The following is a 23,904-nucleotide window of genomic DNA, read 5'->3' on the forward strand; positions in this document are numbered from 1 at the left end:
AAGGCTCAAAGCTCCCAGTACACCTCATGCCTGTGCTCGTAATGCAGATTTCCCTTCACCATGGCGATCCGTTCTGCATCATCAGGCCAGGGTTCCCCGGCGGCCACAGCCGGTGGCACATAGCCATGATCCCTGCACAGCTTCTTGATGACGGACAGTACATACGATGTGCTGATGTTGCGTGTACATTCAAACGCCTTGTCCGTCCCTTTGTGCCGGGGGCAGAACAGATGATCGTCATGCTGGAAGGGCGTCCGGATATCGTGCCAGCAACTGTTGCAGCCATGGTTGCTGAACACCCGGTACGGCGTATGGAACTCGTTGATCGGGTCCGTAAAACCACTGATCATGATGACAGGCGTACCGGTAGCCCAGGCCAGCCATGACAGGCCGGAGGACAGACCGACAAAAAACTCGGCATGTTTCAGCCAGCGGGCCCGTTCTGCCAGCGGGCGCTCCCCTGTTTCATCCTCCACGCCATTGGGTATGTGGTTCCAGGTAATATTGTGCCCGACCACCGGGTCCTTGTCGATACAGATGACCCGATACCCCATCCTCTTCAGATACTGGACCGTATCCAGCCACCCGAATGGATTCTGCCACATCTTGCAGGCACAGGAAGCCTGCACGGCCACCACGACATAAGGCTCCTCGATCGGGCGGGTATCAGCCTTCTCGATGACCACCTTCGGGCGAATCTCTGTTGGATCCACGCCAAGAATCCACCCCGCTGTCCTGTGCAGGCCAACGGCACGGAAGTCCCGCGGCTGCCAGGCCTGTTCCACATCATGAAAGAACAGCCCGATGTAATAGGTGGCGTAGAATTCGTCCTTCACATCCGCAAATTCCTCTTCCTTCAGGAAGCGGACATGCGGATAGGCCGGCCCCATGAGGTCGATGATCACCTCACTGGTCACGATGGTCATTTCACAGTCATGATCACGCCCGAACCGGTCGGCATAAGGGACCCAGCCCAGCGGATCCCCCAGAGTGCCTGTCGGCATGAGGACAGCGACCTTCTTGCCCCGTGCATCATATTCGTGCGTCCAGACAAGCGTTTCACCATCGAACAGTTCGATCAGCACGTTCATGAAATACTTTTTGCGGGAGGAAACATATTCCCCACCAACCTTGCCGTCATACAGGCAGGTATCCGTATCCATGTCCCAGAAACGCAGCCGCCACTGCTCACCCTCCGGCACCTTCACCCGGACGCCGAAGTTGAAATCATACCGAAGGCCGTGGTCACCTTCCTGCGTCGGCTCCATGGCAGGCGCAGGAAAAGGCAGATGGGGCAGCCTCTCGATGCCATCGTCCTTTTCCTTCAACGATCCCGCATCACCTGCCCCGGATGGGACAGATGGCAGCTCCGCGGCGGAAAGAGAGGAGACAACAGACTGTTGTTCCCCCTGCTCCTCCAGGCCAGAACCTGCCGTCTCCTCCGTAAAGGGCAGACGTGATGCCGAGGAAGGGGCCTTGAGAGCGACGATATCCTGAAGAACACGTTCCGTTTTCTTTTCAGTCATTCTGACAGCTCTCCAAAACCCGGAATCCGCTCAATGGCCTTTTTGACCTGCGTAAAGGAAATCCCGCGTGAACACTCAAACATCCTCTCCGTGCCTTTATGATGAGGACAGAAGAAAGGATCCTCCGCTTGCAGGTCGATGTTCACATCATTGGCACAACCATTGCAGACATGCCTGTTGATGACACGGTATGGCGTATAAAACTCGTTATATGGCTCTGTATAACCACTGATCATGACCACCCGGGCTCCGGCTGCCCAGGCCAGCCATGACAGACCGGAGGATGTCCCCACAAAAAACTCGGCATGTTTCAGCCAGCGGGCCCGTTCTGTCAGCGGGCGGGGACCTGTTTCGTCCTGAGCACCATGAGGAATGGTCCGCACCGCCGTGACAGGGCCTGCCACACGGTCTTTGTCAATGCAGACCACCTTGTATCCCTTCTCCTTGAGAAAGCGGATCAGATCATACCAGCCACGGGGATTATTCCAGTATTTGCTCAGACCCGAAGCCTGCGCCCCGATGCAGACATAGGGCTCCTCCATCGGGCGCCCGCCCGGATCCACCACAATACGTGGTTTCCTGTCCTGCGGTGGCAGTCCCAGAATGTAAGCCCCCATATGGGAAAGACCCGTCTGCCGATAATCGTTGGGCTGACAGGTGAATTCCCTGTCCCCGAAGAAAACCAGAACCCTATACCGTGCGTAATATTGCCTGTCGCCCACGTCCTCTTCATCAATGAAGCGGATATGGGGATAAGCATCCTCAAAAAGGGAAATCAGAGCCCCGTTCACAAGAAAGCTTGCCCGGCAGCCATGCTCCTCCACAAAGGCAGCGGCCTGTCCTACCCAGGCAATATGGTCTCCCAGCCCGCCCAGCTGCATCACGATGAGCACTTCACGGTCCTTCAGGTCGCAGACATGGGTAAAGACCTCGCTGCCATCCTTGCAGACGGTGATCTCGAACCGGACATAGTAACGCTTGAGGCTCTGCACCATGCCGGACCCGTTGATCTCCTGAAAGAACAGGACAGTATCCGTATCCACATCACGCAGGCTGACCGTCCAGCGGGCCCCCTCCGGCACCCAGACACGACAGCCATCCATGAAATCATACCGGATGCCCTCGGGGCCAACCTGTGTCAGAACGACCCTGTCATTATCACTCATGGCCACACACTCGCATACATGCCTTTCCTTCTCCCCCGGGCGCCTCTCCACCCGTCACCATCATAACCAATCACAGCGGCGTCTTTCCCCAGGCCAGAATCTCGACCCTCTCCAGTGCCTCCTGACCAAAAAGCTGCTCTGCCACGATGGGCAGGCGCCCCGCTGCAAAAGCCCCGGCTGTAGCCGCAAGACGTATCTTGCCACTTGGCGTGCGAAACACGCCGCCCTGCCGCACCAGAACACAGCGCAGCTGCCGGACCGGGCAGACCCGCCCTATGGCCTGGGCCATGTCGGCCAGAAGCCTCTCGTACCCTGCCACCTGCCTTGCCTGTGCCAGGGACAGCTCCCCCATGACGCACAACACGCCCTCATGCCGGAAAACCGCCACACTCCGGCTGGTAAAGACAGGACAGGCCTGCCGGACAGCCTGTGCCAGATCATCCGGGTCATAGCGGTGGTCACCAACAGGGAAGCTGTTCTCCATGCGACCTGTCACGAACAGATGCCCCTTCACGAGAAAGCCTGAATCCCGGCTGCGGAACCAGATGCGACCATCCGCCCCCGTGACGAAACGTTCCCTGTTTTCCTGCTCCCGGTTCAGATACCCCGGTGTCACGCAGGGGCCACTCAGCCATAGCTCGCCCACCTGACCATCCGGCAGGCTGTCTCCCGTCTCCGGGTCCACGACAAGAACGGCGTGCTCCTCAATCACACGGCCACAATCTGCGAGAACACGCTCGTCATGCTCATCACGGGGCGGGCCGACCCGCCCTTCTGCCAGCCCGGCACGGGAAAACGTGGCAAAAGACACGCCCTCACCGTCCCGGCTGTCACCGGTGATCATGAGGGTTGTCTCAGCCATGCCATAACCCGGCCGCAGAATGGACGGCTTCACCCCGAGCGGCCCATACCGGCTGAAGAACCGCTCCACCGTTCCCCGTTCGATCATCTCCGCACCGATGACGGACTGTGTCCAGCAGGAAAGGTCCAGCCCTTCCAGGGCGGAATCCGGGACATGCCGGGCCAGAAGCTCATAGGCAAAGTTGGGACCGATGGAGAAATTGAGACGGTACCGGTCAATCGCCTGCACCCAGCGCTCCGGACGGGTGATGAAATGCTCCGGTTTCATCAGCCACGTCGTGCCTCCCATCGCCACACCGAACATGAGGCTTACCAATCCCATATCGTGCGACAGAGGCAGCCAGACCAGCCCACGCCGGCTGAGCCAGAAGTCACTGCGGATGGCCAGCAGATGCAGGTTCGTCCCCAGATTGCGGTGCGTGACCTTCACACCACGGGGCCGCCCTATGGAGCCGGACGTATATTGCACAAGCGCCGTATCATCCAGGTCTGCCGCATGGCGGCGCTGGAGCGGCTCGGCACTTTCAGCTCCTTCAACGGGAATCCACTTCACCTTGCGGGCACGGCCCGCCGCCTGCCGCCGAAACCCCATCAGGGTCTCCCGTGGCCCCAGAACGGCGACCGCACCGGAATCCTCCAGAATGTCAAACAGGCGGTCCACACTGCCCACCATGCTGGGATACACACCCAGCACAGGCACGGTATTGGCATAAACACAGCCAAAAAACCCCGCCACAACTGCCGCCTCATTCTCAAAACAGAGCAGGACCAGCCCCCGCTCCGGCACGAAACGGCTCACCAGTCCCGCCACCCGGCATGCCCACTCATGCGCCTGCCGGAATGTCAGGGACGCAGCAACCTCCAGCGTCTGGTCCAGTGCAACGCACTGAAGCTCATCAGGCCGCTCCTCCGCCCGGAAGCTCAGCATCTCATCCAGTCTGCTTTCGTACCTGTCCAGTATGCTGAACCCATTGTCGTAATACTCGACCACATAACCGGACTGGCGGACAATATGGCATGTCCAGGGGATCATGCTTCCCCTCCGACGGCCTGTGCCCCTTCCAGAGCAACCGTGCCCCCCTGCTGGGCCATCACTACCGCCTGACGCAGCAGGCTGCGGGCCATTTCGAGAATGGTTTCGTTACGGGCCAGCAGCACGAGGGACACATCCACCCCAAACTCCGACCGGATGGCTGTCTGAAGTTCCACACCGGCGAGGGAGTCAATCCCCAGCTCGGAAAGGCGGGCACTGTCCTCGATCGTCTCCGGCTCAACCTGCAACACGGAGCCAAGCTGCTGTTTCAGACGGAACAGGACATAATCCAGACGCTCATTTTCCGGCATGCTCATCAGCAGCTGGACCGAGCCCGACATGCCTCCCTTGAGGCTTTCCTGCTGCAACAGCGTAAAGCGTGCCGAAGTTTTCAGCCAGGCCAGCGCCCCGAACACCTGCGCCCAGTTGAGGTCCACCAGAGACACGTCACTGCGGTCCACGCCATAGAGCACCGGCAGATACGCCAGAGAGTCCGCCGCCATCATGGTTCTGATGCCAGCGACATCAAACATGCGACCGGCAGCATCACTCTCGGTCAACATCCCCACATCCCCAATGGCTCCCCAGCCCACCGCCATGGCGGGCAGCCCCTGCTGGCGCCGGTTTTCAGCCAGGGCATTGAGGTAGCTGTTGGCCGCCATGTAGCTGCTCTGCCCCAGATTGCCGATCTCTGCCGTAAAGGAGGAGTACAGCACGAAATGATCCAGCTCCAGCCCACGGGTGGCATCATCCAGCGCCTGGGCCCCCAATACCTTGGGTGCCATGACATGGGCGACATTCGCCGCATCCATCCTGCTGAGAAGCTGGTCATCCACCACACCGGCGGCATGGAAGACACCCCGCAGCGGCACATCATCCCGGGCCAGTTTCCTGACCAGACGACGCACAGCCTCCTGATCCGTCACATCCAGACGATGGGTCACCACCGCACCGCCAACACTTTCGGCCAGCTTCTTCAGCATTGCGATGGCCTGTTTACGCTCCGGGTCTTTCGGCAGGGACCGCCCTGCCAGATGCAGCACCCCTGCCCCCTGGGACAGAAGATATTCTGCTGTCTTGAGGCCAAATCCGCCCATGCCACCAGTGATCAGATACGCCCCCCTGCGGCTGAATCCCGGCTGAACCTGCGGCAGCGGGCGGGCCTTGAGGCCGCTCATGTCCTCATAGGAGAGCATGATCTTGCCTATGTGCCGGGATGACATGAGGTAGCGGAAGGCCTCGGACGCTTCTGCGGCCGGAAAGATGCGTGTCTGCGGGAAGGAGAATTTCCCCTGACGGGCCAGCAGCAGGATTTCGTCCATGACGCCATACAGTTTCCTGTGCGGCATCATCCGATCCATGTCGAAGGAGAAATAGGCCAGATTTTCATTGAAAGGCATCAGCTCCAACGCCCGATGCTCCACGATGTCCCGCTTGCCGATCTCCAGAAAACGCCCCATCGGCGCCACGAGCCGCAGGCTGTGGATCATCGCCTCACCGGGCAGGGAATTCAGCACCACGTCGACACCCCGGCCATTGGTGGCCTCACGGATGCCATCCACGAATTCCAGCGTCCGGGAGTCCCAGACACCCGCACAGCCCTGCTGACGCAGATAATCCCGCTTCTCCTGGCTGCCTGCCGTGCTATAGATCACCGCCTTTTTCAGCTGGGCAATCTGGATGGCGGCCTGCCCCACGCCACCAGCCCCGGCATGGATGAGAACACTCTCCCCTTCCTGGAGCTGGGCCAGGTGGACCAGCGTATAATAGGCTGTCACGAACACCAGCGGCAGACCGGCAATCTGCTCCAGCGAGAACGGCAGGGCCTCTTCCGACAGGGGCAGGGCACAATAGGCCAGTTCACTGGCCTTCACGATGCGGCGGGATGCAAAACTGTCGGGATAGACAAGTGCGAGCATGTCGCCCGGCTTCATGTCCTCAACCCCATCTCCAACCGCCTCGACCTCAACCACACATTCCAGCCCGAGCGCATCGCCGCTGAAGGTCCCTTCCGTCACGCTCTCCGGCAGAAGAGACATGGCTTTCAGCACATCCTTGAAGTTGAGGCTGGCCATGCGGGTACGGAGTCTGACTTCGCCCGGACCCGGCTCCGGCACGGCAAAAGCCTGCCATGTGACACCATCCAGTGTCCCGGACCGGCTGGCCTCGAGGCGGACACCGACGGTACCATCATCCTGTCCCCCCATGATCTGCTCCAGCGGAACAGGCTGGGGATCGGGCTCCAGTGGCGGAGATACCAGCCGCTGGACCATGCGTTCCACCATCTCCCCGGCTGGAGCCGCCCCATGGCCAGCCCCGCCATCAGCCTGACGCAGCCAGACCGTATCCTCCGATGTGTCCTCAAGAACGAGTTCGGCCGCAATATCCTCCAGAAAGGCCTCTGTGCCCTCGGCAGGAACATCAACACACCGTACGGCGAGGTCCAGAACACGCTCAGCAGCAGCACCACGAAACAGACCATGGAAGGCCCGCTGGAGCGCCTGCGCCTGCCCATCCCTGCCATAAGCGCCACGGGTCACGATGATGACCGGCAGGCGCCGCTTGCGTGCCCGTGTCGGCACACGCTGGAACAGCGCCACGCAGGCGGCCATATCATCAAGGCACTGCTGGTAATCATCCCCGCCATGCGGGAACAGCACCAACGCCCGCTGTCTGGCGAGGAACGGTTCCTGATCCAGCTGCTCCGCCAGATCAGCCCCATCCAGACGGGAGCTGACGGTCAGCTCGGCACCATTATCCTCCAGCAGGTCTGCCAATCCGGCCACCAGCCCATTACCTTCACCCAGCAGAGTGATGGCCAGCGGTTCGCTCAGCAGCACCTGTCGCTCCGCACTCATCCAGTTTGGCGCATAGACCAGCCGTGCCGCAGATGACGCCTCATGCCCGCCACGGGCCACACGACGACAGCACAGGCCCATCACCTCGCAGAGCAGCTCACCCTCCGGTGTGAAAAGCCGCAGATCGGCCACGATCTTGCGGCAGGTCCGCAGGGTTGGCGTCACCATCACATGGGCCCGGGAGACCTTCTGCCCCATATAGCTGATACGCTCGATGGACGCCGGAACGTACACGTCCTTCTGCTCCTCAAACGGGAAAGCCCCGATGAGAGCATGCATGGCACCATCCAGCAGTGCCGGGTGCAGATGATACTCCTCCAGCGTGGCGGCCTGCCCATCCTCAAGGGCAATCTCCGCCACGGAATACCCTTCACCACGATACAGGTGCCGCAGGGTCTGGAAGGTTGGTCCATAATCCAGCCCCATGGCGGCAAAAGCCTCGTAAACCTCTTTCCCTTCAAAATGGGCCGTTCCCGCACACAGGGCTGCGAAATCAAAATTCCTGTTCTTTTCCGATGCTGCACACCATGGAGCCGCCTGAAGGATGGTGGCCTGCCCATGTGTCTGCCAGTCCCCATTCCAGGCCACGGTCTCGCTGTCAAAAACGAGACGGCGGGTCGCCATGTCAAACCGCCACATGACAACCGGCGCCTGCCCCTCCTGCACGACCAGCGGTGTGCTGATCGTGATGTCCTCGATCACGGCCGGAGCTTTGGCCTCCAGCTGGGCATGAGCCGCAAGAGCAGCCTCGACATAAGCAGCCGCCGGGAAGAGCGCCATACCGTGGACCTTGTGGTCCATCAGCCATTCCATGGAGGCCACGCCGATATCAGCCCTCCAGGCACGGCTTTCCAGCAGACTGGGCGCGCCGAGAACGGGGTGGACCTGCGTGTCCAGGCGGTCACGGCGGGAGGCCTCGGTCTCCAGCCACATTTTTCCCCCTTCTTCCCACCGGTAGAAGGGCAGCTCCATCCGCTCCGGCCGCAGGACATGTCGCCAGTCCGGCTCTGCCCCGCTGAGTGTCAGGCGGACAAGGGCCCGCAACAGCCCTTCTGCATCATCCTGCATGCGCCGCAATGTCGGAATGACAGCCACCTCGTGACGTCCCTCCCCAGCACAGCCTGTCACGGATGCCCCCAGCACCGGGTGGGCCGCAAGCTCAAGGAAAATGACGTGACCATCATGCAACAGAGCCCGTATGGCCTCATGGAACAGGACCGGCTCCCGGGCATTGGCGTACCAGTAGGCACCATCATGCAGCGCCCCATCGTCCCACAACCTGCCCGTAACGGTGGAATAGAGCGGAATCGCTGGAGCACTGGGCTGGAGATGGGCCAGGGAGGACAACATCTCTGCCTCGATCGCAGCCATGTCAGGACTGTGATAGGGCACATCCACCTTCAGGAACCGGGCAAACACGCCTTCCCTCTGGCAGTCTGCCTCCAGCACGGCAAGGTCATCACGGGGGCCAGCCACCGTGCAGGACTCACTGCTATTGATGGCAGCCACAGAGAGCCTGCCACCGAAGGCCTCCAGCCGTTCTTCCAGCAGGCTGCGGCCCATGCCGACAGCCAGCATGGTGCCCCGGCCTGCCAACGTCGCCTGAAGGCGGCTGCGGTGATAAATGACTGTCACGGCGTCTTCCAGCGTCAGTGCCCCACTGACATGCGCCGCTGCCACCTCTCCCACGCTATGGCCGACAATGGCGCCCGGCGTTACGCCATGCCGGGCAAAAAAAGCTGCCAGACATATCTGCACAAGGAAAATGGCAGGCTGGGCAACTTCCGTCTCCTGAATACGGGATTTCTGTTCCGGCTTCAGCAGTTCAGCCCGCAGGGACCACCCTGCCATCTTCATGAACAGTTCATCACAGCGCCGGGCCAGCGCACGAACCTCCGGCGGCCCCTTGCGCAGGAGATGGCGGCCCATCCCCCACCATTGCGGCCCCATGCCGGAAAAAAGGAAAACCGGTTTTACAGCCTCATCCACGACAGCCTTGCCCGTGAACAGGGCCGGATGGGTCCGCCCTTCGGCCAAAGCCTGCAAGGCCTCATGGGCCTGGGGGATCTCATCCTCTCCCCGGGCCGGGAGGATCACCGCCCGCTGCCGGAACCGTGCCCTGTACCGGGCTGCCGAGAAGCAGAGAGCCTCCCACAGGCCATGCCCGGCCTGCCCACCTTCCAGCCGTTCAGCATACGCTTTGGCCATATAGCCCAGCGAGGGCTCCGCAAACGTACTGAGCAGCAGCGGCACACGCTGCATGAAACCCGCCGGACGAACGCCTTTCAGCCGATGATCCCGCACGGCCCGACGCTGGGCCACCTTCCGCTCCGCCTCGGTCGGGCGGCGCAGCAGGGCCACGGCATTCGTCCCGCCATAACCGAAGGAATTGACAACCGCATACAGCTTTTCCCGCTCAGGCAGAGCCGTGGCCTCTCCCTGCGCCACCTGTACGCGATACTCCTCGAACGGAATGGCAGGGTTCAGCTCCTTCAGGTTCGCCTGTCCGGGCACCATGCCATGTTCCAGACACAGCATGGTCTTGAGAACAGCCACAGCACCAGCTGCCGCTTCCATATGCCCCAGATTGGCCTTTACCGAGCCAACGAGAATGCTGCTTCCCTCCGGCTGGTACTGCCCGATGGCCCGTGCAATGGCCTTGGCCTCGATCGGATCGCCAACAGGCGTCCCCGTGCCATGTGCCTCGACATAGGCCACATCCCGCGCTGCCACATTCGCCCGACGCAGCACATCCCGGATCAACGCCTCCTGCGCCCCGGCATCCGGCATGGTCAGAACCGGAGTCCGGCCATCCTGGTTCACACCGGAGCTGCACACGACACCCCGTATGTCATCCCCATCCCGCATGGCATCCTTCAGGCGCTTGAGCATGAGGACCACGCAGCCCTCACCACGCCCATAGCCATCCGCATCTGCCGCAAAAGATTTTGACAGGCCATCCTTGGCCAGAAAATGGCCCTTGGTCATGAGCATGGCCGTCTGCGGGATCACCATGAAGTTCACGCCACCTGCCAGAGCCACGTCACACTCACCAAGACGCAGACTGTTGCAGGCCTGATGCATGGCCACCAGCGAGGATGAACAGGCTGTATCCATGGCAATGGCTGGCCCCTGCAGCCCGAACACATGGGCAAGACGGGCCGCATACATGGTCATGCAGGAAGACACCGCCGCAAACTGGTCACGAATCTGCGACTGCATGAAAGGGCTGCCACACTGGACGAGCTGGTCCTGTGTGAAGCTGCCCATGAAAACACCCGTCCTGCTGCCCTCGAGCGTACGGGGAATCACACCGGCATTCTCCATGGCACGCCAGCTCACATCGAGCAGAACACGCTGCTGGATGTCCATCACCATCCCCTCACGGGGAGAAATGCCAAAAAACAGGGGCTCGAACTGATGGTCTTCCGGCCTTACGAAATGACCATACTGCATGGTCGTCTTGCCCGGGGTCTGGTCAACCGGGTCATAGAACCGTCTGCGCCCCCAGCGGTCATCAGGAACAGGCACGCAGCCATCCCGACGCTCCAGCAGAAACTGCCAGAGGGCATCCCTGTCCCCCAGCCCGGCTGGCAGAATACAGCCAACACCAATGATGGCGATTTCATCGGAAGTGTATGTCTGGCTCATGAATGATCTGTTTCCTGTTCCCGGTTGGTCCAGCAGCTATCCTGCATCATGAAAAGGTCAGGCCTGCCCTCTGTGCAGCCCACGCTGGATATAGTCCTTCAGCGTCGCTTCCAGCCTGCGTCTGTCCACGTGGCCCTCCTGTGTGCGTGGGATTTCCGGCACCCAGATCATGACGACCGGCGGCAGTGCAGGGTAACGCTTCCGCAGGCGGGCAGACAGGGCCTGCTCATCAAACGACTCATGAGACACGATGGCCGCATAAAACCGTTCCTGCCCCTGCCCGTCCGTCATCATGAAAACACCCACGTCCCTGATCCGTGTTTCGGAGCGCAGGATGTCTTCCACCACCTCCAGGTCGAACTTGGCGCCACCGGCATTTACCAGCGCATCCATTCGCCCCCGCAGGTGCAACCCACCTCTGGCTGACATGAAGCCCCGGTCTCCCGGGTAAAACCAGCCATCCCGGAAGCGCTGTTCCGTCGCCGGGTTGTCATCCACATAGCCCCGGACAACACCACCGCCACGGATGCGGATCTCACCCACCTCTTCTGCCGGTACCCTGTTGCCCCCGGCATCCACGATCTCGACATCCACCCACGGCAGGGGAGCACCGACATCATCCTCGCTCCTGCGCTGATCGGCAGGCATGGCCGCCACCAGGCCGCTTTCATCCGTCCCGTACACGACCTGAACATGCGGCGTGAAACGTTCTGTGGTCTCCTTCAGAAGACTGTCGGACAGCCTGCCCCCCACGATGCTGAGATAGATATGGCTCATGGGACGCCCCTGTGGTGGCAGGGCACGCAGAAGATGCCTGAGATGAACCGGCGTCATGACGATCATGAGGGCAGGCGCCTGCATGACTTCCGTCCCGATATTCTGGGCATCGCTGCTCCGCAGCGTGGTGCCACCTGCAAGGGCGGCCCCCATCATGAGAAACCCGCTCAAAGATTGCGGGCCAACCGTGCAGAGCAGCTGTGGCTTGCCCACCATACGGCTCTGGCCCCTGCCCATGCGGGTAAAATACTCTACCATGTCATGATAGATGATCCGGTGCAGCTGCTCCTCCACCTCACCGAAGCTCAGCTCCAGCAGATGTGGCTCCCGGCCTGTCCCGCTGGCCAGGGCAGCACGGCATGGGGCCGACCGCTCCACAGGGACAGGCGGGTAGTAACAGGACGCATCATCATCCTCCACATTGGCGAGGGCACGGCTGAACCAGTCCTCACCGAGAGCCAGACGCCCCTCACCGGGAAGCAGGCCGCCCGGACCGTGGAGGATGATGAGGTCCGGGCGCAGGGTGGCCAGCTCCTCCTCCGAAACATCCCCATTGGACAGGGAAGCAGATACAAGCCCCAGCCGGCCAAGCGCCAGGGTCAGTGCCCAGTGCCGCCATGTATCGGGGCACTGCACGGCCACACGACGAAGATTGAGGGAGCGCAGCCCCTCCAGCGCATGGGCCAGACGACTGACCGTTGCCTCCAGCAGGGCATAGGACCGCTTCCGGGACAGGCTGCCAAACGCCACCTCGTCTCCTGTCATCCGGGCATTGTAAGCTACAAAGCGGTCCAGCATCGTCTCACCCTCCCAGGCGGCCTGTCGGAAAACCCGCCGCCATCCATGTCTCTCTGACAACCAGAAGACGCCATTGATTAATGAATGTCTTTTATATCGTTAACGAGTGACGAAAACATCCCTGCCGTACAGCTTTTTCCTGCCCCCGGCAGCAGTCTCATCCGCAGAGACATCCATAGACCTGCCGTATCTGCGCACTGACCCTCTCTGGCGCATAGGCCCGGGCCGTACACCGCCCCTGTTCCACTATCTTCAGCAGAGCGGAACTGCCGGAAACATATCCCTCCAGCGCCATGGCCAGGGAGTCCACGATGCCTTCCATATCCTCCGGGGAATGCCAGAACCCGTTCTGCGGCGTGGCGTACTCGCGCCCACCACCGCCATGATACCCCACGACAAGGCAGCCTGCCGCCATGGCCTCCAACGCCGTGATGCCAAGAGCCTCCATCCGTCCCAGAGCAAGACAGACAGCGGACTCACCCATGAGGGCCGCCACCTCCGCCTCACCCTTCTTTTTCAGAGGGATCCACGGAACGTTGGAAAACTGGGGATACTTCAACGACAGCATGTCACGGAACAGGCAGACATAGGCTGGTATCCCTCCCTGATGGGGCCATTTCCACTCAGCACAAAGGATCTGGAGTTTTTTCTGCCGTGGCCTGAACACAGCTCCATCCACCACGGGCGATGTGACAGGAACAGCCTCCAGTCCCAGCACCCGCTGGATCAGATGCGCTGCCTCCATCCCCGGAGCCAGAACCTGCGTCACGCCCCAGTCCCTCAATTTTTCAACTGATGGCCTGTATGTGAAGAAATAATAGGGATTCTGACAGAAGATGATCTTCTTCCCGGCCATGGGCTGGCGGATCATGTCCGCATACCATCCATCCAGCACTTCGGGAAAAACGACCATATCCTCTTCTGCAAGGTCCTTCACATCCCTGCAGACCAGCGGCAGCATCTCCTGCCCCAACCATGACGGCAAGCCTTCGGACTGCAGGACCTGCGCCTGAAATCCCGCCTGACGGAGCAGGAAAGCGTGGCGGTAGACTGTCTTGATGCCGCCAGAAACGAGATCCCGTGGGAAGCAGTTCAGAAAAATGATTCGCCCCGCCACCAGTCAATCTCCCAGCCCACCACTGCACCCTGCCCACTCCGGGTAGAGAATGACTGGAATATTTACAATTTACTAATGAAAAGTAAATATCATACCTCTGGAATCATTCCTCCTTTCCACGCTTCCCGGCGGGTGAAAGCACATCCAATACAAGGCCGGGTGTAAGAATCTGTGGCAACACCTGCTCCGCTCCCCCAGAAGGATAATACAGGTATAGCGGTACCCCATCACGATCATGGGCCCTAAGAAACGCCGTGATCCGCTCGTCCCGGCGGGTCCAGTCGCCCCGCAGGATGGTCACGCCATGCTGCCGGAATGCCTGCCGGACAGACGGAACATCCAGCGCCACGTGCTCATTGACCATGCAGGTCACACACCAGGAGGCTGTCATGTCCACAAAAACTGGCTGCCCTGCGGCCCTCAGAGCAGCCAGACGCTCTGCCGAAAACGGTTCAATGGTAGGGCCACCCTGTCCCTGTATCGCTGCTCCGGTCTTTCCGGTGGCTGCGACGGGAGAGCCAGACTCATCATCCATCACCACACTGCGCCCCAGCCCGGCAAGACAGACCAGCAGGCACAGCAAGGCAAGCAGGCGGCAGCCCAGCACGAAACGGGGTGCCTGCCCCAGCATGGCCCGCTGCTGCGCCAGCCCGTACAGCCAGCTCCCCAGCCCCAGAAGCACGGCCCCTCCGGCCATCAGCAGTACTGCATCTCCCCCACGCTGAAGCACCGCCACCCAGAGCAGCCACACGCAACTGGCCAGCAAAGGAAAAGCCAGCAGCTGTTTCAGACGTTCCATCCAGCCACCGGGACGTGGCAGACGCTGGGCCAGTCCCGGCACAAGTGCCAGCACGCCATAAGGTGCTGCCAGCCCCAGCCCCATGGAGAGAAAGATCAGCAGGCCAGACCAGATCGGCCCACCCAGTGCTACAGCAATGGCGACCCCCATGAAAGGTGCCGTACAGGGCGTGGCCACGATCACCGCCAACAGGCCCGCCAGAAGATCACTGGCCGGACCATGCCCTGCGGCCATCTGCCCGGCCCGCCCGGCCAGGCGCCCCCCCGTTATCTGGAACACACCCAGCAGATTGAGCGCCATGACAAACAGCAGCCAGCCAACCCCCACAACAAAAGCGGAAGACTGGAACTGGAACCCCCACCCCACGGAAGAGCCTCCATAACGCAGGGCCATCATCAGGGCACCAAGAAGGGCAAAGCAGCCCATGATGCCCAGAGTGTAAAAGGCTGCACTCCGCCAGCGTGTCCGCCAGCCAGCTCCCCCCATATGGACAAAGGAGAGGATCTTCATGGCCAGCACGGGAAACACGCAAGGCATGAGATTGAGAATGACACCCCCCAGAAAAGCCGAGAGCAGGCTGCTCCAGACGGGCCGTTCCCTGTTCCCGGTGGCAGCCACGACGGGAACAGCCGGACTGGCGCCAGACACTGGAACCGCCGTTACCTGAAGGGCCGACCGGCTGCCAGCAGCATCCACCAGCACGACAACACCAGCCAGCGGTTTCTGCCAGAAAGGCGGATGGGCGTAGGAATCCGGCTTCAGTGTCAGAGCCAGCTGCCCGGTCTGGACAGACAGGGGCTGCGGCGCATTCTGGGCGATCACGCCGCCCTCCTGTGGCAGAAACCAGGCCTGCCGCACCGTATCGGGCGAAAGGCCAGCTCCATGCAGGGTCAGCAGACCATCGGGGCCAAGACGGGCCTCAAAGGGGGAAGGCTGGGGCATGGCCGCATCAGCCCGACGGAACAGGGCTGCCTCGGCAGCATCCGGCACAACATCCGAGGCAACAGCAGGCAATGCAAGGGAAAAGACGCCTTTTTCGGGCACGCAGACATCCGCACAGACCAGCCAGTCTGCACGGGCCGTGACCTGCACCGCACCTGCCCCCCGCCCCTGGAGGGGAACCCGCACAGGCAGCAGCACATCCCCCTGGTAGGCATAGGCCATCAACCCGCCCTCTGGAATGCGCTCCGGCACGGGCCATGCGACCGTGTCCGTCCCGCCGGACCGGCTGCCACTCACCATGACATGGACATGCGGCGCCTCACCGGCATCACCGGGATTCTGCCAGTATGTGTGCCAGCCGGGCTTCAGCTGGAGCCTCAGCCCGACCCGCAGCGTGCCCCCTTCAGCCTGACTCTCCTCCTGCCCAACAGCATCCACCGCACTGACAAGGGTAGCCGTTGTATGACTGGTCACGACCGGTGTGCTCTCCGCCGCCCGAACAGGAGAGGCCAGAAAGACCATCCCGCTCACCATGGCAAACACAGCCATCATCATCCTGCCGATATGCCGCGCCATCCGCTTACCCTCCCTTTCATGATTGCCAGACAGCCCCGGAACCTGTCCCCGTACCCCGGGCAGGCAGCACTGGCCCATAGCATTGGCCCATATCCGTCTTAAAGACATAATTGCTGCCTACCGTCCCCAGTTCACTCTTTCACAGACCATGATAGGCCATGACTACACATCCCGCCCCATCCGACCATCCCAAAGCAGGCCCGTGGAACCGCCTGATAGCCCGCAGCATTGATCTGGACATCTACGGAAGCCTTCTCATGCTGCCAGTCTATGGTTCCATCCACCAGCTGGAAGACATATTTCCCACATTGCAGAAAATCGGCAGTGCATCCTTCAGCCCCATGATGCCACGCTGGGATACCCTCATCGCCAGCCTGCTGCTCATCTTTCCCCTCTCCATGGTGCTGGATGCCCTTGTCTGCGCCTGGTTCGGCAATACGCTGGGCAAGCACCTCCTCGGCATCAAACCCTACCGTACCAATGGCCGCCCCCTCGATCTTTCCACCTGCCTGAAACGCAACTATCTCATCTATGTTGCCGCCTATATGGGGGGCATGGATGTCCTGTCACCGCTGGCAGGCCTCATCCATTACATACGCTACAGACGCACCAGAACGACTTTCTGGGACGAAGAAATGGGCACGGTCGTCCGCTCCCTGAAAAGTAGCGTCGCCCGCACGGTCACAATCACCATCCTGTGGTTTCTGGTCTCAATCCCGCTCACCATGGTTGGAAACCTGCTCTTCCCGTCCATTCTGAACAACATCAGCACCGTGACGCCCACATCCCTGCAGAAACCGGCCACTCCCTGAAAGACTACAGGCCATAATAGCCCTGGGCCCGGAAATGGGCTTTCACCAGCGCCACGAAACACGCCCGTTCATTCAGGGCAAGCAGCAGGCTGCGCCTGTCCAGCTCATGCCCGGCCCTGATGGCTGGCAGAAGCCTTTCCGCCACGGCCCGCCGATGACGGATCTGCCGATAATGGGACACATAGAACAGGGGACTCTCCAAGGCATGGCGAAGGATGGCACCATCCGCTGGTGGAAAGCAGCTCCCAAGCCACACGAGAGCTGCCTTCAGGCAGCGGATGACAGCGGGTTCCGACTCTTCTTCCGGGATGAGGAACCACCTGCAACGATTGACCAGTGCTGATGTCCGGCTGGTCAGGTATGCTGTGAAAGGCGCCAGAACGAGACCGGCAATCACCGGCAGAAACCAGACCAGTAGCGCCTCCCCTGACAGAACTCCCTCTGAAAGATGATCCAGCAGGGTAGCGCCGTAAGCAAACTGCTTCTCCAGCACCTGCACCAGCCCCCAGGCCCCCGCCAGACCAAGGGCAGAACACCATCCGTAATCCTGCAGGCAACTCCGGAATGTCAGTGGGGCATCATCTCTCTGCTGCCCAGCCCAACGGACGGATGACCGCCTGAAACAGGCCAGCAGGAACTTCACGATGAAGCACATGAGAACCGGATTGAGCAGAAAGGCAAACAGCATCTCCAGCAGGAAACTGAGCAATAATCTGCCACGACCACCATACTGCCTGGCCACAGGACGCCGCATGGCAACGGCCAGGGCAATCAGCCTTGGCGACAGCAGGAAGATCATGGCCAGCACGAACAGTCCGGCAAAGGCCAGCCTCACACTCTCCAGCTCCCCCGTTCCCTCTGCCCCCATGCCCGCCTCCAGATGGGCCAGCGTATAAACGGATGACACCATGAACAGAACACTGAGCGGCGCCATGAAATAGGCCAGTGCCCCCATCAGCAGGGTTTCCCTGTGCACCCCCTGAACCCTGTCTGCCGACAGAAAGCGGACATTCTGGAAATTGCCCTGCATCCATCTGTTCTCACGGGCCAGAAAGCCCGAAAGATTGGCCGGGAGCTCCTCATAACTGCCCCTGACATCCGCAAGAAACCAGACTTCATGGCCTGCCCGCCCCATCATGGCGGCCTCGGCAGTATCATGTGAGAGCGGCCTGCCGCCCCATGGCCTTTCCCCCGGAAAATCCGGCAACAGGCAATGCTTGATGAAGGCATCCGTCCGTATGATGGCATTGTGCCCGATATAGCTGCCATGCCCCATGGAAAGAGCCTCCACCGCCTGGGGAAAGACAGCTCCCTGGAGGTGGCTGCTGAACTGCATGAGCCGCCCGAAAAAGGATTGCCGCAGGACAGGCAGCGGGCTGGTCTGGATAATGCCGACATGCGGGTTGCCTGCCATCATTTCCAGACACTGATGGACACAGGCCCCCGACACGATGGAATCAGCATCCATCACGTAGAAACAGGCATAATCCCGTCCCCACCGGCGAAGAAAGTCCGTGACGTTACCCAGTTTGGCATTGGCATTGTGTGCCCTGCGCCGGTACCGGACTGTCACACCCGGATAACGCTGCCTCAAATGATAGAGGGTGGCCTGTTCGGTCAGGACATGTCGTACGTCCGTACTGTCCGACAGCAGATACAGGTCATAATGGTGGAGCTTCTCTGGCACATCCTGGCTGAGTGTCTCGATCAGGGATGCCATGCCCGCCCCGACCCGGTGCATCTCCTCATGATGGACGGGGTACAGAATGGCACAGCGCTCTTCCGGCCCCGGCTCCCTGGCCCTGTGTGCCGGATGGCAAGGATTCCCCGCTGCCCCCCGGCGGGCCAGCCGGTAACCGACAACCATCTTCACGAAGGCATATGTCGCAAGAAAGGTGAACAGCAGGTACAGGGCCGCATAAAGGCATGGCAGGATTTCATGGTCGTCCAGATCGGGAAACAGGGTCCCACTGGCCAGGCTGAACATGAAACCGGCCACCAGCAGGGAGACAAGCAGCATTTTCCGCCGCCGTCGGGCCATGATTCTTACCCAACCCGGCTGTCTCTGCCCCCCTTTGGGACATGCCTGCCAGACCAGATGGCGGATGATCTTCTTCCAGTCCGTATCAAACCGCATGATCTGGAGAGGCAGCCGTCTGAATCCATCGCCCGATGCACCGCCATCAGTTTCCTCCCGCTCCAGAAACCGGTTGAGGGTCTCGAATGACGTGATCTCCCCATCCACGCCTCCCAGAATGTCCCTGTAGGGAGAAAAATCAAACGGTATCGCCCCTTCTTCCTCCTGCCCGTTCATCGGGCAATGGAGGCCAGAACCCCCGCCTGAAGCATGAGGGAAAAAACCTTGAAATAAGGCACCCATGATGACTCGGCGACATAGACGACATCACCATCCTCCAGCAGGAAACTCTGTGCGACAAACAGGCCGTAGGTCCGGTCAAAACGGATTTTCAACAGATGAGGCGTGTCATGATCCCGTCGCAGCACGAAAATGGCCCGGCTGGAGGCGGCGTCCCGTTGCAGGCCGCCTGATATGGCCAGAATGTCCGCCAGTGTCGGACATGTTCCGAAAGAATAGATACCCGGCCGTGATGCTCCCCCACCCAGAACCGGAATCCTGATGGAGGCCTCCTTCTTCACGATCACCCGGTCATGTGGGGCCAGATGAATGTCATTCACCAGCCCATCATCCAGCGGCAGGGCTCCAACCACCTGCCCATGTCTGACAACAGACACCACAGTTTCAGGCCGAACAGACACAGGCTGCCCATCACTGGGCCCTCCGGCGGGCACAGGCGGGCCTCCCCCCATGGCTTCCGCCAGAACATGGGCCAACATCAGTCCGCCAGGCTGCCACCGCACCTCCCCGGGTGTCTTCACTTCACCCAGTACAAGTACGGAATCAGCTTCCCACCGGCCATCCGGTGCTTCCTCCTGCACGATGACTGACGGATGGCTGAACACACGCTGTGCCGCATAAAGGCGGGACAGCTTCTGCTGGATGCTGGCATAGGTCAGGGACACCACCCGGACAGCCCCCACATAAGGCAGGGTGACCATGCCATCCCGCAATACGGGAAAATGCCCCAGCTTCATGATGGCTGGCGTGTCTCCCCCTCCAGCAAACGAAAGAATGGACACGCTGAGATCATCCCCCACATGGATGACTGGATCCCGGGTGCTGTGCCCTGCATCAATGGCCCATATGGCCTGCCGGACCCGCAGCTTTTCTGCCTCCCGCATCTGCCCGGCCATGATCGTGGCCTCTCTCAGGGTAATGTCCTGCATCACAAGGCCAGAAAAAAGCCGCCTGCTGTCCTGCCTCTGGGGCTGGGCTGTCAGCTCCTTCACGCCTGGGCCGCCACTGGGCAGGTCACACCCTGCCAGAACCGGCACCAGCAGGGCCATGAACGCCAGAGAACAGAAAAACGGGCCCCTCATCATCAAGCCAGAGCAACATACAGGACCAGCCCTGCGACCAGCGCAATGGCGCTACTCCACCAGAAGGCCGGTCTGAGAGGCGTGTCCTCCACAACAGGCCCGCTGACGGTTTTCAGGAAGTAATGCCCCATGATGGCATTTGTCCTGACAGTCTCACAGGCGGCCATTTCGGCATCCAGAATACTGGAAAGGGACCTGACCTCACGAATCAGACGATCATTTTCCAGGATGACATGCCGTGGTGTCACGCTCCGTTGGCGCAGAACCTCCTGCTCGCCCTCATAGGCCATCACCTCCCTGTGCATGGCTTGTGCGGCATGGTCCACATCCTCATGAAGGGCCGCCTGCCTGCCCTTCAGGGCTGCCTGGTCCGCCATCAGCCGGAACTGCGTCTTCAACACCGTATCGTAAAAGCCGCTGCCCTCATAAATGCCGGAAGACAGGATATTGTCGGCAATCACCTGCTCATCATGAGCCATGACCTGCCTGATCCTGTTGATGGAGGCCTCATGCTCATGCAGCAACAGATCATCCGGCTCGACATTCAGGCGAGCCAGCCGGGCCCGAGCATCGCCAAGTATCTGCCCTGTCAGACGTTCGGCGAGAGCCGCAGAAGGGGCCCGAAGGGTAAATTGTACGAGGCCATTCTTCTTCCCGACATCAATATCCACGATGTAACGGTCATAATAGCGGTAGAGAGCATGATCATCGTGCGAAAACAGCGACAGAACGCCCCCGAAACTCTGGACGGGATCTGTGAAATCATACGCCTCTGCAAGATTCACGTTCGCCCTGAGGGCCCTGAATTCCTCATAGGACAGCACGAAAGCCTGGAAGAGATAATTCCCCTCATTCCGGCCATCCGGGCCTGTAAAAACTCCCCCGCCACTCCCCCTGCTATCGGGCTTCTCCACGACAAGGACGGTCTGTGTTCTGTAAAGAACTGGCGAGAGAAACGCATAATAGGCCAGCGTTACCAGCAGGGGAACCAGCAGGAGAAAACGCACGGCACTTCCTTTCGTTTCCGTCAGGAAAACACAATCATGCAGACCATCTGTCGGGATGAGCATCCCATAATGACTGGACGCAATGCGTCCCTTCTTATTTTAACAATATATTAACTTTACAGAAACCATTTTCTCCTCCCCCTCCGCAGCCAGACACAAAAAAAGGAGGCCAAAGCCTCCTTTTCCTGAAAAAGCTCCATGAGAGGGAGTAACCCCTGTCTGGTTTCTCAGCGCATGATGCCCGTATGGCCAATGCTGTAGCGACCCGGCTGAGGCCAGACTGTCAGACCATGCGGTTCTGCCCCGACAGGAATCTGTTTCATGGCACCGCTTTCCGTATCAATGGCATAGACGACATCATCAAAACGGCCGGAGAGCCAGAGTGTTCTGCCATCCGCACTGACATTGCCCATGTCCGGGCTGCCACCACCGGGAATGGGCCAGGTCTTCAACACCTTGTCCGTTGCCATATCCACGACGGACACACTGCCCTTGCTGTGGCGTGGCCCATGCACCATGTGGGACCCACGGTTGGCAACATAAAGCAGCTTTGCATCACGGCTCGGATACAGCCCATGCGTCCCCAGCCCCGTGGGAATGAAACCCGTCTCCCTGAAGCTGTCGCCATCAATGATGAACACGCCATCAGCATGCATGTCGGCCACATAGAATTTATGCCCATCCGGTGCGGCGAGAACATCCTGCGGCATCCCCCCCTTGGAGAGTTTCAGCATCCCCAGAAGGGTACGGTTGACCGTATCCACCTTGGCCAGATAGCGCCCGAATTCGCAGGTGAAGATCGCATAACGCCCATCTGCCGAGAAGGCAGCATGATTGATGCCCTCACAGAGCGGAGCCTCGACAGACCCTTTCAGCACCATGCTGTGCGGATCACGGAAATCCAGACGGCGATGGGCTTCTGCCACAACGATGGCATTCTGCCCGTCCGGTGTGAAATACATATTGTAGGGGTCATCCACGGCAATGGCCTTGCCGGGCTTGCCTGTCAGCGGGTCGATCGGTGTCAGGGAGCCATCCGTGTGGCCCTCGCTGTTGTTGGTCACCCACAGGGTCCGCAGGTCCCATGAGGGGACGACGTGCTGGGGGGACCGCCCCACCGGGAACGTATCCACGACCTTGTAGGTCTTCGGGTCGATCACGGAGACACTGTTGCCACGCAGGTTGGGCACATAGATCCGCTCCAGATCATGCGCCACGACGGGGGACAGTTTGTCCGGGCCGCTGGCTTCACTGTAAATGTTGTGAATGTCCGGCACGGGCGGCATGCCCGGAATGGTCTGTACGACCAGCGCCTGCTCCGTCACGGCACCAGATGGTGCAGGTGGTGCCTTTGCCGTGGCGGATGGATCACCATCCGGAAAAGGCTTTGGCGAATCGGCAGCAATCGGTTCATCCTGCGGGTCAGGATGGTTGGCCGTCTGCTGGGCCTGCGCTGCCCCCGCAGCCAGTAATGCCCCCATTGCCAGAAACGAAATTTTGAGCCTCATGGGTGTCTCCTGTTGAAAGACGAAATGGCCTCAACGGCGGCCTGCACCTGCATGGCTGTGCCGACCCGGCCAAGTTCAGCCGTTGCCTGCCGCGGGTCACCACCATAGACACCATCGGCAGAATCCGGTTTTCCAGCCTGCCTCAGAAGCCCCTCCCGCACAAGGGACGGATCCACGGCCAACATGAGGGATGTATCGCTTATGTCGGCATGTTTCCCCAAAGCCACACCATGGCCCTGTCGGCGCAGGTAATCTGCGTACTGTCCGGCCACGACATCATAATAGGTTCCGACATACAGCACCCTTGCCGCCCCTTCACCAGCCCAGCGCCTGTTCAGCCTCTGTGCCAGAGCAGCCAGCTGGGCCTGATAACCACCATGGTCCCCCAGCAGCACAATGGTGGTGAAGCCCTGCGCCCTCAGGCTTTCCGCCGCTCCTTCCACCAGCCCGGCAAAAACGGCTGGTGGAATGGAGAGTGTCCCGGCAAACCGCATGTGGCCTGTGCGGGGCCGGGTCGAGCCTTCCGGCACATAGGCCAGCACGGGGGCCACCAGGGTTTGCCCTACCCTGCGGGCAATCCTGTCCGCCAGAACACGGGCCCGCACATCATGCTTGCCCACTGCCATGTAAGGCCCGCTCTGCTCCGTACCACCAACCGGGATAATGACCGTTCTGGTCCCGGCTTTAAGGCCGGCGCCAATCTCCGTCCAGCTCTGGCAGGCCAGCTCCACCTGCCGGACCGCAGGCGGACAGGCCGGAGACACCCCCTCCGGCTCTTCTGCCATGGCCGGAGCCACCAGCCCGGCCAGGCAGGCCAGGCAGGCCAGCAGGACCAGCGGTCGCAGCCGGGGCCAGCACGGATACCCGGCCACCACCTTCACAGTTCTGTTGCTCATCCAGCGCCCCTTGTGCATTATCACCCCACCCCCATGGCCCCGGTGTTCCGGATACGGGTCCTGCACAGGCCCATGGCCTGAGCGGACTTCATCCGGCATACTGTCCCGGCGTACAACC

The 23,904-nt window shown here is 60.7% G+C and carries 13 protein-coding genes; 1 reads left to right on the plus strand and 12 read right to left on the minus strand.

The genetic code is table 11. The features are described 5' to 3' along the window. Positions 1-5: 5 nt before the first annotated feature. The 7 genes from ASO19_RS06455 to ASO19_RS06485 form a co-directional block, all read right to left on the minus strand. A complete protein-coding gene (locus ASO19_RS06455) occupies positions 6-1,526 on the minus strand; it encodes an autotransporter strand-loop-strand O-heptosyltransferase (RefSeq protein WP_086431563.1) in 1,521 nt (506 codons plus the stop codon). Beyond that, positions 1,523-2,692, minus strand: coding sequence for an autotransporter strand-loop-strand O-heptosyltransferase (locus tag ASO19_RS06460; RefSeq protein ID WP_043558991.1), 1,170 nt, complete (start codon positions 2,690-2,692; stop codon positions 1,523-1,525). Before ASO19_RS06460 ends, ASO19_RS06455 begins: the two co-directional genes overlap by 4 nt. 70 nt (positions 2,693-2,762) lie before the next feature. Continuing rightward, positions 2,763-4,586 (minus strand): AMP-binding protein, encoded by a 1,824-nt coding sequence (locus ASO19_RS06465; RefSeq protein ID WP_103765639.1) that lies wholly within the window; start codon positions 4,584-4,586, stop codon positions 2,763-2,765. Next, on the minus strand, positions 4,583-11,095 hold the full coding sequence (locus tag ASO19_RS06470; protein WP_103765640.1) for a type I polyketide synthase: 6,513 nt from the start codon (positions 11,093-11,095) through the stop codon (positions 4,583-4,585). The genes ASO19_RS06465 and ASO19_RS06470 overlap by 4 nt, the downstream gene beginning before the upstream one ends. Before the next feature lie 57 nt (positions 11,096-11,152). Continuing rightward, positions 11,153-12,730, minus strand: coding sequence for a class I adenylate-forming enzyme family protein (locus tag ASO19_RS06475; protein WP_146046920.1), 1,578 nt, complete (start codon positions 12,728-12,730; stop codon positions 11,153-11,155). Positions 12,731-12,827: 97 nt separating this feature from the next. Then, positions 12,828-13,787 (minus strand): glycosyltransferase, encoded by a 960-nt coding sequence (locus tag ASO19_RS06480; protein WP_103765642.1) that lies wholly within the window; start codon positions 13,785-13,787, stop codon positions 12,828-12,830. Positions 13,788-13,890: 103 nt separating this feature from the next. Then, on the minus strand, positions 13,891-16,104 hold the full coding sequence (locus ASO19_RS06485) for a protein-disulfide reductase DsbD family protein (RefSeq protein ID WP_258036036.1): 2,214 nt from the start codon (positions 16,102-16,104) through the stop codon (positions 13,891-13,893). Positions 16,105-16,262: 158 nt separating this feature from the next. Here ASO19_RS06485 and ASO19_RS06490 point away from each other — a divergent pair, with 158 nt between their 5' ends. After that, positions 16,263-16,916 (plus strand): RDD family protein, encoded by a 654-nt coding sequence (locus tag ASO19_RS06490; RefSeq protein WP_103765643.1) that lies wholly within the window; start codon positions 16,263-16,265, stop codon positions 16,914-16,916. Positions 16,917-16,920: 4 nt separating this feature from the next. On the opposite strand, the gene mdoH is transcribed toward ASO19_RS06490, so the two are convergent. The 5 genes from mdoH to ASO19_RS06520 form a co-directional block, all read right to left on the minus strand. Next, positions 16,921-19,230 (minus strand): glucans biosynthesis glucosyltransferase MdoH, encoded by a 2,310-nt coding sequence (gene mdoH / locus ASO19_RS06495; protein WP_181005217.1) that lies wholly within the window; start codon positions 19,228-19,230, stop codon positions 16,921-16,923. Continuing rightward, positions 19,227-20,342 carry a polysaccharide biosynthesis/export family protein gene (locus ASO19_RS06500; protein ID WP_181005218.1) on the minus strand — a complete coding sequence of 372 codons (1,116 nt, stop codon included), beginning with the start codon at positions 20,340-20,342 and terminating at the stop codon, positions 19,227-19,229. The genes mdoH and ASO19_RS06500 overlap by 4 nt, the downstream gene beginning before the upstream one ends. A gap of 35 nt (positions 20,343-20,377) precedes the next feature. Beyond that, a complete protein-coding gene (locus ASO19_RS09125) occupies positions 20,378-21,382 on the minus strand; it encodes an RNA-binding protein (RefSeq protein ID WP_181005219.1) in 1,005 nt (334 codons plus the stop codon). A 227-nt stretch (positions 21,383-21,609) separates the two neighbouring features. After that, positions 21,610-22,890: a YncE family protein gene (locus ASO19_RS06515; RefSeq protein ID WP_227449731.1), complete on the minus strand. Its 1,281-nt coding sequence runs from the start codon at positions 22,888-22,890 to the stop codon at positions 21,610-21,612. After that, positions 22,887-23,675, minus strand: a complete 789-nt coding sequence (locus ASO19_RS06520) for a creatininase family protein (protein ID WP_103765688.1) — start codon at positions 23,673-23,675, stop codon at positions 22,887-22,889. The genes ASO19_RS06515 and ASO19_RS06520 overlap by 4 nt, the downstream gene beginning before the upstream one ends. Between the last annotated feature and the right edge of the window lie 229 nt (positions 23,676-23,904).

The sequence above is a fragment of the Parasaccharibacter apium genome (genome assembly GCF_002917995.1).
GTDB classification, from domain to species: Bacteria; Pseudomonadota; Alphaproteobacteria; order Acetobacterales; family Acetobacteraceae; genus Bombella; species Bombella apis.